9 protein-coding genes are annotated in these 13847 nt (G+C 72.3%); 3 read left to right on the top strand and 6 right to left on the bottom strand.

Going from position 1 to position 13847, the window contains the following annotated elements:
- Window positions 1–129 precede the first annotated feature (129 nt).
- A complete protein-coding gene (locus tag ACFWI4_RS28510) occupies window positions 130–3330 on the bottom strand; it encodes a TIM-barrel domain-containing protein (RefSeq protein ID WP_387201777.1) in 3201 nt (1066 codons plus the stop codon).
- A gap of 374 nt (window positions 3331–3704) precedes the next feature.
- Window positions 3705–4448, bottom strand: a complete 744-nt coding sequence (locus ACFWI4_RS28515) for a TetR/AcrR family transcriptional regulator (protein ID WP_387201707.1) — start codon at window positions 4446–4448, stop codon at window positions 3705–3707.
- 127 nt (window positions 4449–4575) lie between these two features.
- On the opposite strand from ACFWI4_RS28515, the gene ACFWI4_RS28520 reads away from it, so the two are divergent.
- Both ACFWI4_RS28520 and thpR read left to right on the top strand, forming a co-directional pair.
- Complete coding sequence (locus tag ACFWI4_RS28520) at window positions 4576–5799, top strand: saccharopine dehydrogenase family protein (protein WP_387201710.1); 1224 nt, start codon at window positions 4576–4578, stop codon at window positions 5797–5799.
- Between the two features lie 71 nt (window positions 5800–5870).
- Window positions 5871–6467 carry an RNA 2',3'-cyclic phosphodiesterase gene (thpR, locus tag ACFWI4_RS28525; RefSeq protein WP_387201713.1) on the top strand — a complete coding sequence of 199 codons (597 nt, stop codon included), beginning with the start codon at window positions 5871–5873 and terminating at the stop codon, window positions 6465–6467.
- 109 nt (window positions 6468–6576) lie between these two features.
- On the opposite strand, the gene ACFWI4_RS28530 is transcribed toward thpR, so the two are convergent.
- From ACFWI4_RS28530 to ACFWI4_RS28540, 3 genes are all read right to left on the bottom strand, one after another.
- Window positions 6577–8265, bottom strand: a complete 1689-nt coding sequence (locus tag ACFWI4_RS28530; protein ID WP_387201715.1) for an LCP family protein — start codon at window positions 8263–8265, stop codon at window positions 6577–6579.
- Between the two features lie 348 nt (window positions 8266–8613).
- On the bottom strand, window positions 8614–11301 hold the full coding sequence (gene mgtA, locus ACFWI4_RS28535; protein ID WP_387201718.1) for a magnesium-translocating P-type ATPase: 2688 nt from the start codon (window positions 11299–11301) through the stop codon (window positions 8614–8616).
- Complete coding sequence (locus tag ACFWI4_RS28540; protein WP_387201721.1) at window positions 11294–11674, bottom strand: ArsR/SmtB family transcription factor; 381 nt, start codon at window positions 11672–11674, stop codon at window positions 11294–11296. The genes mgtA and ACFWI4_RS28540 overlap by 8 nt, the downstream gene beginning before the upstream one ends.
- Before the next feature lie 260 nt (window positions 11675–11934).
- Here ACFWI4_RS28540 and ACFWI4_RS28545 point away from each other — a divergent pair, with 260 nt between their 5' ends.
- Window positions 11935–13206, top strand: a complete 1272-nt coding sequence (locus ACFWI4_RS28545) for a serine hydrolase domain-containing protein (RefSeq protein ID WP_387201724.1) — start codon at window positions 11935–11937, stop codon at window positions 13204–13206.
- Between the two features lie 103 nt (window positions 13207–13309).
- Here the strand turns inward: ACFWI4_RS28545 and ACFWI4_RS28550 are convergent, their stop codons facing one another.
- Window positions 13310–13759, bottom strand: a complete 450-nt coding sequence (locus tag ACFWI4_RS28550; RefSeq protein WP_387201727.1) for an NUDIX domain-containing protein — start codon at window positions 13757–13759, stop codon at window positions 13310–13312.
- Between the last annotated feature and the right edge of the window lie 88 nt (window positions 13760–13847).

The following is a 13847-nucleotide window of genomic DNA, read 5'->3' on the forward strand; positions in this document are numbered from 1 at the left end:
TCTCCCATGTGAACCGTGCTGTCTCGCTGATCGGACCTCAGGCCGCCCGCCGGGGGCGCCCGGCCGCGGAACGGTGGGACACCGTCCCGCGGCCGGACCCGGGTCGTGCGAGGAGGGTACTCGGCGTTCCTACTGGTAGGTGACGGTGGTCGGGGTCCGCACGCCGCGGCGCGGGAGCGTGATGGTCAGCACCTTCGCGTCCGCGTCCCAGTGGTACGCCCGCGGGGACACCCGGACGCCGGACGCCGAGACCTCGGCCGGGGCGTGAGCCGCCATCAGGGCGATCGTCCACTGCCGGGTTCGGACCTGACCGGGGAAGGAACCCCTGGCCGCACCGATCGACACGGTGTGACGCTGCCCCTTCTGCGCGTACCGGATCAGCGTGGTGGCGCTCCGGTTCGTGTTCCGGGTCCTTCCGTCGTCCTCGTAGAGGCGGAAGGAGCCCGAACGGCCGGCGGCGATGGTGAGCGTGACGTCGGTCAGCGGATTCCCCGCGGCTCCCCTCACGTCGTGGGTGCGGGTGGCCAGGATGCCGCCCGCCCTGATGAACACCGGCATCGTGTCCAGCCCTGTGGTGATCTGACGGGTGCTCCCCCCGGTGTAGGTCTCGCCGGTGAAGTAGTCGGTCCACTGGCCCGGCGGGAGCCAGACCGAGGTGGTGGCGGAGGTGCCCGGTGTGGTGACGGGTGCGACGAGAACGTCGGAACCGTAGAAGTACTCGCTGTCCGCGGCGGTGTACGCCTCGGGTTCGTCGGGATACTCCAGGTAGGTCGGGCGGACGATGGGCACGCCGGTGCGGTTCGCCTCCTCGGCGATGGTGTAGGTGTAAGGCACCAGGTTCTCGCGGAGGTTGAGGAACTTGTCGGCCGACTGGCGTGCCGCGGTGGGGTATTGCCAGGGCAGCCGGTCGCTGTGGTTGCTGTGCAGCCGGTCGACGGGCTGGAACGCGCCGAACTGGACCCAGCGGGCGTACAGGTCGTCGGGCAGCCGGTGGGTGGTGCGGGTCTGTCCGCCGTCGGTGTACTGCTCCGAACCGGTCAGCCCTGTCGTGTCGTTGTGCCCGCCGATGTCATGGGTGATGGCCGCCATCCCGGTCGCGGCGGACTCGCCCGGGGTGTAGCCGACCTCCAGTTTCAGCGCGCCCCAGGTCGAGGAGGTGTCGCCGGTGAAGTGGACGGTGCTGCGCTTGTCGGCCCACGGTCCCGTGGGCAGTGCCTGCTGGCCGCTGTAGCCGCCCGCCTGCAACGAGCCGTACGCGCGGGAGAGGACGAATCCACGGCCGATGGCCGCCGAACTGGCGGTGGCGTACTGCTGGTTGATCCACGCGTCCGGTGTGACTCCCTGGAGCGAGGACCGGGACGCGTCGCAGCACCAGTCGAGCCACCAGAAGTCGTTGCCCTGCTGGTCCATGGTCCGGTGCAGGTCCATGTACGCCTTGAGCTGGTCGGGGTCGCCGAAGTCGAAGGTGTAGCAGTTGTTCTCGACGGAGGCGCCCGACGCGCAACCGCCCTTCGTCAGCTTGCCTTTGGCCGTGGACTGCGCCTGGGCGAACTGGGGGTCGGAGGCGAGGATGCTCGGGTGCACATTGAGTGTGTTGTGCAGCCCTTGCGCCGCCGACCAGTCGAAGAAGCCCTTGGGATCGGGGAACTTCGCGGGATCCATCTCCCAGCCGCTCCAGGTGTTCACGGCCTTGAAGTCGGTGTCGGTCACCAGGACGTCCAGCGGTGTGCCTTCGGCGCGGAAGGCCGGGAGGATCGTGTTCTCGTAGTCCGCCGCCGTGCGGTCGATGTACTCCGAGTACCAGACCCCGTAGGCCCAGGTGGGCAGCAGCGCGGGCGGGCCGGTCAGGGTGGCCAGATCGCCGAGTCCCCGCTTGTAGTCGTGTCCGTAGCCGAAGACGTAGCCGTCCTGGTAGGGCGCGCCGCCGTGACCGGGGCGCGGGGTGGCCGTGCGGGCCGTGGCGTCGTACACCGCCGACGTCGTGTCGTCGAGGAGGTACCAGCCGTCCCGGTTGAGCAGGCCGGGCGTGGTGGGGACGGAACTCTCGTTGCCGGTCACGCCGTCGAGTCCCCGGCGGTAGCCGCCGAGCGCGAGATGCGGCACGGGCGCGGGCGCGTCGGGGGCGGCCACCGAGAGCGTGTCCGCGTTGACGTGGCAGCTCGCCGCGTCGGGGCACCCGAGGGTGATGTCGTTCGTGCCCGCGTTCAGGGTCACGGGCAGCGAGGCCGTCTGCCAGTCGTCCCAGTCCTTCGTCACGGGGAACGCCATCGTGGCGGTGGCACCGGCCGCCGCCACGGTCGCGGTGCGCTGCTGGTGGAGGCCGTCGCCGCCGACGCCGTCCGCGTAGCGCACCCGGAGTGTGTAGACGCCGTCGGCGGGCACCCCGACCACCCGGGTCGTCAGACTCGATCCCTGGTGCAGGTCGCCGACGAAGCCGCTGCCCGCGTAGCCCTTGTGATCGGTGGCGGCGATCGCCGTGCCGCCGATGCGGCCGGCCTCCGCCTCACAACTCGTCCCGTACGCGCAGTCCGTGATCGCGGTGGTGGAGACGGGCGGGTAGGGGTCGCCCGGCCGGACGAGCGCGACGCTGTCGACGTTCACGTCACCCGAGTCCGAGGCGGTCCGGGTCAGGGCGAGGGTGTGACGGCCCGCGCCGAGCCGGACGCTCGCCGAAGTGACGTTCCAGGTGTCCCAGTTGGCCGTGACCGGCAGGGTCACGGTCTGCTGCGCGCCGCCGTCCACGGCGAGGGTCAGCGTGCGGGTGGTCGTCTGGCCGTCGCCGCCGCGGGAGTTGGCGTAGCGCAGGTCGAACTGGTACGTCCCGGCATCCTTGACATCGATGTCAGCGGCTGCCGAGACGCCGGTTCCCTCGAATCCCGCGGCGAATCCGCTCCCGGTGTGACCGGCGTGGTCCGAGGCGACGGACAGCCCGTCCAGACGCAGGTTCTCGGCCTCGCAGAGCGATCCGAGCGCACAGGTCAGGCGCTGCCAGGGAGCGGCGGTCACGGGGGTTCCGCCCGCGGTCGCCCGCAGCGAGAGGTTCTGGGCGCTGAAAGGTCCTGAGCCGACCTTGTAGCGCAGGCTCATCGCGCTCGTCGTGATGGTGAGCCAGCCGTCGGACGTCGTGGCGGTGTACGCCGCCGGCTCGAACCCGTCGCGGCCGATGGCGTTGAAGGTCGGTGCGTCGGTGAACCGCTGGTCGCCCGCGTATTCCGTACGGATCAGGGTGGGCGAGAGGATCTCGAAGCGGGCGTCCCCCGAGGAGACGGCCGGGATCGCCCGGGCGTGCGCGCCGGCGGCCGGGGACGAGCCGGCTCCGGTCAGGGTCAGGGCGGCGGTGACGGCCAGGACCGCGACGACGCTCGCCTGCCGTCGTACGGATCTCCGCCGTCGCCTCTTCGACGCCGTGGACGTCTTCGGCACAGTCGTCATACGCAACATCCGTTCTGCTCTCAGCAGGGAGCCTCGCCCCCTGTGCCGGTGGAGAACCGGAGTTGCCGTGCCGCTCGCGGGCGGTGTCCGGGCTGCGGCATCCTCCGGCGGTGCGGCGGTGCGGCGGTGCAGGATGCGACGGGTTCTCGGCCCGCGTCCGAGAGATCGGCCCTGGGAATCAGAGCACGACGGCTCTCGCGGTGTCCATACGGCCGACCCCGCCGTTCCGGGTGGCCAGAACGTGTACACAGGCGTTGGCATAAGCGCCCGGGTCAGGGCTCGCGCGGACCCGAGGCGTCGGGGAAGCGCCGCGCACGGGCCCACGCGAGTTGTTCCGCCGCGCTGTTCAGGAGCGTGTCGAGGACGACGGGGTAGGCACTGTGGTTCATCCGCCCGGCCAGGAGCCGGGCGGTGGCCGCGATGTGCGGGTGGGTACCGGCGGGCAGCTCGGCGTACGTGGACCGCCACATCTCCTCGTCCGCCGCGCGGGCCTCGTCCGTCAGCGCCAGGGACCCGGCGTCCAGCGCTGCGAAGGCGAGGGTGAGGTCGATGAACGCGTGGTAGACGACGACCGCGTCCGCGTCCGGGAAGCCCGCGCCGCGCAGGATGCCGAGGATCGTCTCGTCGACCGCGATCTCCCGCGGCCGGCCCGTGACCCGGCTCGCCGTGAGCACGGCCGCCCGGGGATCGGCGAGGTACGAGGCGTGGATCGCCTGGCCGAGCGCCCGCAGGTCCGAGCGCCACTCGCCGGCGGCCGACCAGGTGTCCAGGGCCCGCCCCATCAGCTCCTCGCCGATGGCCCTGGTCAGGTCGTCCAGACCGGCGAAGTACCGGTAGAGGGTGCTGGGGTCGGCCCCGAGGGCGAGACCGAGTCTGCGGGCCGTCAGTCCGGTGCTGCCGTGCTCGCGCAGCATCCGCAGCGCCGTCCGCACGATCAGCTTCTCGGACAGCACCGTGCCCTGCCGGGTCGGCCGCCGCCTGCGCCGCTCCGTCTCCGGCACCACCTGCTTCGCCATGCCGATCCTTTCCCGCTCACCGTGCGCCGGGGCTCCTTATGCCAACATGATTGACCTTAACCGAGGGCATCACGTTGCATCTGTCCAGCCCGGAGGCGCACGTCTCCGGCGACGAAAGGTGTGTGACATGCGAGTACTTCTCGTGGGCGCGGGCGGCGTGGGCACCGCCGTCACCCGGATCGCGGCCCGTCGCGACTTCCTGACCCACATGGTCGTCGCGGACTACGACCTCGCCCGCGCCGAGGCGGCGGTGGCGGCTCTCAAGGAGCACGGGGACCGCTTCAGCGCGATGCGCCTGGACGCCACCGACGAGGACGCGGTACGCCGGGCGCTCACCGAGGAGCGGTGCGACGCGCTCCTGAACGCCACCGATCCGCGGTTCGTGATGCCGCTGTTCAACGCGGCCCGCGCCGCGGGCACGCACTATCTCGACATGGCGATGTCCCTGTCCGCGCCGCACGCCACCCACCCTCACGAGCAGTGCGGCGTCAAGCTCGGCGACGCCCAGTTCGAGCAGGCCGACGCCTGGGCGGACTCGGGCCGGCTGGCCCTGGTCGGCATGGGCGTGGAGCCCGGCCTGTCGGACGTCTTCGCCCGGTACGCCGCCGACGAGCTCTTCGACGAGATCGAGGAGATCGGTGTCCGCGACGGAGCCGACCTGACGGTCGAGGGCTACGACTTCGCCCCGTCCTTCAGCATCTGGACGACGATCGAGGAGTGCCTCAACCCCCCGGTCGTCTACGAGAAGGACCGCGGCTGGTTCACCACCGCGCCCTTCAGCGAGCCCGAGGTCTTCGACTTCCCCGAGGGCATCGGCCCGGTCGAGTGCGTCAACGTCGAGCACGAGGAGGTCCTGCTCATCCCCCGCTGGGTGGACGCCCGCCGCGTGACGTTCAAGTACGGCCTCGGCGACGACTTCATCGCCAAGCTGAAGACGCTCCACGAGCTGGGCCTGGACTCCACGCGGAAGGTCACCGTCCCCTCCGCGAACGGGCCGGTGGAGGTCTCTCCCCGTGACGTGGTCGCCGCCTGCCTGCCCGACCCGGCGACGCTGGGCGACCGTATGACCGGGAAGACCTGCGCGGGCACCTGGGTCAAGGGCACGAAGGACGGCGCGGCTCGCGAGGTGTACCTCTACCACGTGGTCGACAACCAGTGGTCGATGCGCGAGTACGGATCCCAGGCCGTGGTGTGGCAGACCGCGATCAACCCGGTCATCGCCCTCGAACTCATCGCGGGCGGAGTCTGGTCGGGTGCCGGTGTCCTCGGCCCCGAGGCCCTGCCGCCCCGCCCCTTCCTCGACCTGCTCAACGAGTACGGCTCGCCGTGGGGCCTGCGCGAGGAGGTCTGACGCCCCGGGCGTGGCCCATGGCACACGGCGAGGGCGCGGACACCGGCGGAAGGTGCGGTATGAAGTCTGGTGTGCAAGATCAGACGCCTCCCGCGACCGTCCGCGTGTTCATCGCCCTCGCCCCGCCCGACCACGCGAAGGAAGAACTGGCCCGGGAGCTGCGCCCCGCCTACGGCACCCACCCTCAGATGCGGTGGAACCGCATCGAGGACTGGCACATCACCCTCGCGTTCCTCGGCGAGCTGCCGGTGGGGACGGTGCCGCTGCTGCGTCCGCCGCTGGCCGGGCTCGCGGCGGCCCGCCGGCCGCCGTCCCTGGCTCTGCTGGGCGGCGGCCACTTCGACGACCGGGTGCTGTGGAGCGGAATCGGCGGGGACCTGGACGCGCTGCACGCCCTCGCCACGGAGGTGCGTACCACCGTCAAGGACAGCGGGGTCGTCTTCGAGGAACGACCCTTCCGCCCCCATCTGACCCTGGCCCGCGCCCGCCGGGGAGACCACTCCTCGGCCGGCGAGATCGCCCGGGGGCTGGCCGGGTTCACGGGCGGCCGGTGGGCCGCCGAACGTCTGCATCTGGTCGGCAGCAACGTCGGCCGCAGCAGCGGCCCGATCCACTACCGCGACATCGAGGCGTGGCCCCTCGGCGACGGGCACCCGGCCGGAACCTGAGACACCGGCCGGGCGGCCCCTGGTGTCCAGGAGCGGTCCGGCCGGCATCTGCGCCTGGGCGACCGGGTCCTGCTCCCCGGGACGGGAGCACGGACGGCGGCCGGCCGGCTCACGCGTCGGAGTCGGGCTGGCTCCGCGCCGCCGCGTAGGCCTGTGCCGGGGTCATGGGGACTCCGTTGAGGCTGACGGTCCGGTACGGGCTGACCTGGGCGCAGGACTTGCCCTCGGCGGTGGAGGCGTGGGCGTCGGCGACCGCGGCCTTGCTGTCGGCCGAGGCGGACGACCCTCCGGGGTAGCTGCTGCCGCTGGGCCAGTCGCTGCCGACCACCAGGACCAGACCGGAGCCGGTGCCCTGCTTCAGATGCGAGGAGGGCAGCCCCAGGGCCTTGGCGGCCGTCTGGGCCGCACCCTTCTGTCCGGTGCCGTAGGTGAGGGTCGTGGAGGTGGCCGAACTCGGGGCGTTGGCCGTGGTCGTGCTCGGGCTGAAGCCCTTCGCGGTGAGCGCGGTGGCGACGGCCGAGGCGCGGCCGGTGATGCCGGTGCCGTTCTCCACCGTCACGGCGACCTGGGAGGCGGGCACGGGCGAGGCGGTGGCCTTGCCGGTCGCCGAGGCCGCCGAGGACTTCTTGCCCGATCCGGTCGTCAGCGACTTGTCGTCGGCGATCGTCGCGAACAGGTTCTGCGCGCCAGGACCCACCACGACACGGTTCTTGTCCGCCGGGTCGGGAGCCGTCTGCATGGTCGTGAAGGTCATCCGCTTCGTGGGCACCTTGTCCAGGTCGGACGCGAGGCCGACCAGCTTCTTCACGGTGCCCAGGCCCTCGTCCACGGTCAGCGCCTTGGTCGCGGCGTCCGCGAGGCTGTAGACGGCGGTGGGGTCGGTGAGGGTCCCGGCGCTCTTGAACTTGCGGATCATCGCGCTCAGGAAGAGGTGCTGCGAGACGGTACGGCCCAGGTCGCTGCCGTCGCCGAAGCCGTGCCGGGAGCGGACGAACTCCAGGGCCGCGACGCCCTTGAGGGTGTGGCTGCCCCTGGACAGCTTCAGGTGCGAGTAGGTGTCGTACACGTTGTTGTCGACGCATACGGAGACACCGCCGACGGCGTCGGACATCTTGACCACGCCGGAGAAGTCGAGCTTCACGAAGTGGCTGATCGTGATGCCGGTGAGCTGGTGGACCGTCGCCACCTGGCAGGCCGGACCGTACTGGAGCGCGCTGTTGATCTGGCCGTAGTAGCCGGTCGTCGACTGTCCGGTCACGGGGTCCTTGCAGGCCGGGACGTGGGTCATGGTGTCACGCGGGATGCTCATCACGGTGGCGTTCGAGCGGTCGGCGGCCACATGGACCACCATCTCCACGTCGGCGTTGCTGCCGGTCTGCACCCCGGTACGGGAGCAGCCGCCGCCGAGCTTGCAGTCCGCCTTGCTGGTCCGGCCGTCCGAGCCCATCACCAGGATGTCGATCGGGGTGCGGCCGAAGGCGTCCGCCTTCTCCGTGCCGCCCTTGCCGTCCAGCGGAAGGGTGTCGATGTTGCCGTTGAGATGCTCGTAGAACCAGTAGCCGACACCCGCGGTGCCCAGCACCAGGAGCGCCAGACATATGCCGGCGATCCTGAGCACCCGCCTGCCGCGGCCCGCCCGGCGTGACCTTCTTCCGCCGCGCGAGCGGGAGGCCGCCCTGGACGCGGACCGGCTGCCCGGGAGGCGCGTTCCGTCGGGGTCCGACGTGCGCTGTCCGGGAACCCGGGACGTTCGGCTGCGCGTGGCCTGGCCACCCGAGCCGTCCCACGGGTCGCTCATCTCCCACTCCCATGAACAGTCGGGCCCGTCAGCCCCGGTCCCCGAGAAACACGGCCGGGGGTGTGGTGCGCGTACGGGCGGATGAAGCGGGCGTCTACTTGAGTTGCGTGATTGCGCAATCTAACAAATCGATGACTGGAGCAGCAGGGATCCCCCCTCCATTCACAGGTGAGGGATCTCATGTCACCGGTGGGACGTGTGGTGGAACCGTCTCCTGAAGCCAGACGCCCGACGGGGCCTTCGGGTTGCGCGGTCTCCGCCGACTTCGGCACGCGGGCCCCTCTCACACCCTTCTCGAACCCGGCTCACACCCGGTTCACGTCACGGTGGTCCCGTACGGCACGGCCGTCACACCGGGCCGGCACCGGATTCCCCGCCCGGCGCCGCGCCCTCGCCGTCGTGGCGCCGGGCGAAGCGGTTTCCGGCGGCGCGGAGCCCGGCGGCGTAGAGGACGAGGACCAGGCCGAGCAGCGGATACGAGACGGCGGGCAGCGCGGTCAGGCCGAGCGCGGGGCCCAGCGGTGAGACCGGAAGGACGAGACCCACGGCGCCGAGCGCGGTCGCCGCCCACGCCACCGGGCCCGGACGGCGGGACACCGCGGACCGCCGGCCGACGCCCAGCATCACCATCACCGCGGCCTGGGTGAGCAGGTTCTCGGTGAACCAGCCGGAGTGGAACACCGCCTCGCCGTCCCCGGTCCCCCGCCCCGGCCCGTGCAGGGCGAGCGCGAGAACCCCGAAGGTGGCCAGGTCGGCGACGGCGTTGAGGACGCCGAACCCGGTGATGAACCGCAGCAGGTTCCCCGGGTCGAGCACGGTGGGCCGGTCCGGCACGCGGGGCCGGGGCCGGTCGTGGGCGAAGGCGAGCTGGGCCGCGTCGAAGCACAGGTTCTGGAGGAGGACCTGCGCCGGGAGCATCGGCAGGAAGGGCAGCAGGAGACCGGCGCAGAGCATCGCGAGGACGTTGCCGAGGTTGGACGAGAGGGTGACGCGCAGATACCTGACGAGGGTGCCGCCCGCGTGCCGGCCCGCGTCGACGGCGTGGGCGACGGCGGCAAGGTCCTTCTCCGCGAGCACCACGTCGGCGGCGTCGCGGGCGACGTCGGCGGCGCCGCGCGGGGCGATGCCGACGTCGGCGGCGCGCAGGGCGGGCAGGTCGTTGACGCCGTCCCCGAGGAAGCCGACCGTGTGGCCCGCGCTCCGCAGGGCCTCGGTGACACGGGCCTTGTGCTCCGGGGTGCAGCGCGCGAACAGGGTCGTACGGCCGACGGCCCCGGCGAGTGCGGTGTCGTCCAGCCGGTCGATGTCCTCGGCGGTGAGCACGGCGTCCTCGGTCACGGGGACGCCGAGGTCCAGGCACGTGCGGACCGCCGTCCCCGGATGGTCGCCCGTGAGGATCCTGACGGCCACCCTCCGGTCGGCGAGGATCCTGAGGGCGTCGGCGGCGGTGGGCGCGAGCGCGTCCCGCAGGGTGATGACGCCCCGGAACGCGAGGCCGCGCGCGTCTCCCGCGGTGTACGTGCGCCCGGCGGCGGAACGTTCCGCCGTGGCGACGGCGAGGACGCGCGCTCCGCCCTCGGCCTGCCGGGCGGCGAGGGCGAGGATCCGTTCCCGTTCGTCGTCCGCGAGGGCGCAGCGTTCCAGGACCGCGGAGACGTCGCCCTTGACGACCAGGGTGTGCGTGCCGAGCCGGCCGGGGGTCCTGACCACCGCGACGGAGAGGCGCCGGTCCGGGGCGAAGGGGACCGTGGCGACACCGTCGTACGCCGTGAGTTCCTCCTCGTCGGCCGCTTCGAGGATGGCCTCGTCGAGGGCGTCGGGCTGGGGCAGGTCGCCGAGCTGGAGGGTCCACCACGCGTTGACGGCGGCCCACCGCAGGACTCCGGGGTCGTCACGGCCGTCCGGGCCGAGGGCCCGGTCGGCGACGGGCCTGTCCTCGGTGAGCGTCCCGGTCTTGTCCAGGCAGAGGACGTCGACCGCGCCCATGTCGTGCAGCGCGGGGAGCCGCTTGACGATGACGCCGTGCGCGCCGGCCAGCGCGGCGGCCCCGCGGGCCAGACAGAGGGTGACGAGGACCGGCAGCATCTCGGGGGTCAGTCCGACCGCGACCGCGACCGCGAACGGCAGCGTCTCCAGGCCGCGTCCGCGCAGGGCCGCGTTCGCCATCAGGACCAGCGGCGGGGTCAGCAGCATGAAGCGGATGAGGATCCAGGAGATGCCGTGGACGGAACGGTCGAAGGCGCTCTTCGTCCGCGGGAGGGCCGTGCGGTCGTGGGCCTGGGCGAACCGGGTGTGCGCGCCGGTCGCGGTGACGACCGCGGTGGCGCTGCCGGTGGCGACGCTGCTGCCCTGGAAGCAGAGCCACGGCTGTGCGAACACCCCGCCGTGGGCCGGGTGGGCGAGGTCGTCGGCCGTCTTGGCGACGGGTTCGGACTCGCCGGTCAGCGCGGCCTGATGCACGGTCAGGCCCGCGGTGCGCAGCAGCCGGACGTCCGCAGGCACCAGGTCGCCGGGGCCGAGGCGGATCACGTCGCCCGGCACCAGGTCGGCCACGGGTATCTCGCGGGCCGAGGGGGCGGCCTCGTCGTCCGCCCGCCGGACGACGGTGGCGGTGGCGGCGACGAGCTCCCGCAGCGCGGCCGTGGACCGGTCGGCGCGGTACTCCCCCGAGGCGCGCAGCGCGCAGCTCACCAGGACGAGCAGCAGGATCACCGAGGCGGTGCCCCAGGCGAGGACGGCCGCGGAGACCAGGCCGAGACAGGCGAGCACCGCGGTGAAGGGGTCCCGCAGGCCGCGTACGAACAGCCGCGGCCAGGAGGCTTCGCGCCGGGCCGGGCCCCTGTTCTCGCCCAGCAGGGCCGCGCGTTCCCCGGCCTGCTCCTCGGTCAGCCCGCGCGGGCCGCCGCCGAGTGAGCGCAGCACCTCCAGCACGGTGGGAGCGGGGTGTTCCGGCCGGACCTCTCCGAGGTGCGCTGCTCCGGCCGGCTGACCGGGCGTCGCGGTGTCGTGCCTCAAGTCCCCGGTGGCCTCAGCCACCGGTCCCGCGCAGCTCGCGCAGGGGCACGAGGGCGGGCCGCGAACGCGCGGTGAGCTGTCCGACCATCACCCGTACGACGGTGACGATGTCGGGGTCGTCGACGTAGTAGACCTGACGGCGGCCCTCACGACGGGACCGCACGAGTCCGGCGAGCTTGAGTTTGGCCAGGTGCTGGCTGACCGCCGGGAGCGCTCCGCCGACGCGGTCGGCGAGGTGGGTGACGTCGCATTCGCCCTGCGACAGCGCCCACATCAGGTGCAGCCGGGCGGAGGAGGCGAGCAGCCCGAACGCGACGGCCGCCTCGGCGAGGACCTCGGCGGACGGATCGGCAGGGGAGGACGGCTCCTCGAAACCACCGGCGTTCCCGGTCACAGCGTTCTCCCGCCCACTTCACTGCTCACTCATGCGCCGCACCAGTGTAGGGGTCGCATAAATCGAGCCACGGGCCCCCCGGGAAGGTCTCCTTCCGGCCGTACGGACGACCGGGCGGCCGCCGTCCGGAACGGACCGGAAAGGACCGGAAAAGGAAACAACCAGCCCTAAAACGCCCACCGGTGGCGCAACGGCGTGGGGCCGCCGGGGCCGGGCGGTATCCCTGGGGACGTCGATCCTCTGGACGAAACGGACTCACCATGCCGACCCGGCTCCCCCGCACCCTCGTACGCCACCGGCGCGCCTCCGCGTCCGCACGGCGGCGTTCCCGGCTCACCGTCCTGCTCTCGGCCGCCCTGCTGACCCTGACCCCGGTCGCACCGGCCCTGGCCACACCGACGGTCGCCGGCGGCGTCCACCACCCGAAGGACGGCGCGCCGCCGTTCGCCAAGACCCTGACGCCGGATCTGATCGCCCTGATGCAGCGGCTGCGCGTGCCCGGAGCGGTCGTGTCGATCCGTACTCCGCAGTGGGGCACGTGGACCAAGGCGCTCGGCACCGAGTCGCTCAGGACCGGAAAGCCGATCTCGGCCGACGACCACTTCCGGGTCGGCAGCATCACCAAGACCTTCACCGCCACGGTGATCCTGGAACTCGTCGACGAGGGCCGGATCAAGCTGGACGCCCCGGTCGCGCGCTACTGGCCCGGCGTGCCGAACGGGCGCCGCATCACCATCCGGCAGCTGCTCCAGATGACCAGCGGTCTCTACAACTACAGCGAGGACCTGCACTTCAACCAGGTCCTCGACGACCGCCCCGAGACCCAGTGGACGCCCGAGGAACTGCTCGCGATCGCCTTCCGCCACCGGCCGTACTTCCCGCCGGGGCAGGGCTGGCACTACTCCAACACCAACTACGTGCTCCTCGGGCTGATCGCCGAGCGGATCACCCACAAGCCGCTCCAGACGCTGCTCCGGGACCGGGTCTTCCGCCCGGTCGGCATGCGCGAGACCAATCTCGCCACCGACTCGGCGTTCCCGTCGCCCCATCCGCGCGGCTACCAGTTCATCAGCAACGTGGACAGCCTCACGGCGCCGGTGCTCACCGGCAAGGACGCGGCGTGGGCGGACTGGTCGGCGGGCAACCCGATGGACGTCACCGACGTGAACCCGTCGTGGGCCTGGGCGGCGGGGTCCGGCATCTCCACGCTGGACGACCTGCACCGCTGGGCTCCCGCGCTCGCCGACGGGAAGCTGCTCAGCCGGCGGACCCAGCGTGAGCGGCTGTCCTTCGTCCCCACCTCGGACCAGCCGGGTCTGCCCACGTACGGGCTGGGGATCGCCGACTTCTACGGCTTCCTCGGGCACGACGGCCAGATCCCCGGGTACAACAGCTTCGTCGGCTACGACCCGAAGCTGAAGGCGACCGTCGTCGTGCTGGTCAATCTGAACCAGTCGCCCGACGGCTCCGCCCCTTCGGACCAGCTGTCGAAACTGATCCTGTCGGAGGTGTTCCACCTGCCGAAGCCGTGAGCTCCGGAGGACGACGGCCGGGGGCCGGACCGGGGGTACGGTCCGGCCCCCGGCCGCGTCCTCGCGTCCGCCGGGCGAGGAGCGGGCAGGGAGCGGGCGGCGGTCAGAGCCCGTCCAGGCCGGCCAGCAACTGCGGCCACGCGGCGGCGAATCCGGGATGCAGCCGCAGCGAGCCGAGCTCGGTGGGGGTGCACCACCGGTAGGCGGCGCCCTCCCCGTCGCCGCGGCCGGGGGAGAACGGCTCCGTGATCTCGGCCACGACGGTGTGGTAAGCCCACCCACCGTGGTCGTCGACGTACGTGTGGAGCCGCCTGAGCGCCGGAACCCCGCCCAGTTCCTCCGCGAACTCCCTGCGGGCGCCGTCCCACGGACTCTCGCCGGCGTGGAGCGCGCCCCCGGGAGTGCTCCAGGTGCGGCCGTGGTGGACGCGCCAGGAGCGACGTTGCAGGAGGAACCGGCCGTCCCGGCGCACGAGCAGTCCCGCCGCGCCGTGGGGACCCCAATGACGGCACCCACGCCGGTCCCTGACATATCCGCGGCCGCTGTCGGCCATGCGGCCTCCCTCGTGTTGTGTGCCGGGCTCGCCCCGCGGGACGCGCAGCCCGTGTTTATCCCGTACGACAAAGGAAACGCGGCAGGTG

It is taken from the genome of Streptomyces sp. NPDC127038, assembly GCF_042725875.1.
GTDB lineage: Bacteria > Actinomycetota > Actinomycetes > Streptomycetales > Streptomycetaceae > Streptomyces.

Bases quoted from the DNA above. Each gene is read 5' to 3' on its own strand.
- ACFWI4_RS28515 (WP_387201707.1), bottom strand. From the start codon at position 4,448: ATGGCGAAGCAGGTGGTGCCGGAGACGGAGCGGCGCAGGCGGCGGCCG.
- ACFWI4_RS28530 (WP_387201715.1), bottom strand. From the start codon at position 8,265: ATGAGCGACCCGTGGGACGGCTCGGGTGGCCAGGCCACGCGCAGCCGA.
- ACFWI4_RS28550 (WP_387201727.1), bottom strand. From the start codon at position 13,759: ATGGCCGACAGCGGCCGCGGATATGTCAGGGACCGGCGTGGGTGCCGT.
- ACFWI4_RS28545 (WP_387201724.1), top strand. From the start codon at position 11,935: ATGCCGACCCGGCTCCCCCGCACCCTCGTACGCCACCGGCGCGCCTCC.
- ACFWI4_RS28520 (WP_387201710.1), top strand. From the start codon at position 4,576: ATGCGAGTACTTCTCGTGGGCGCGGGCGGCGTGGGCACCGCCGTCACC.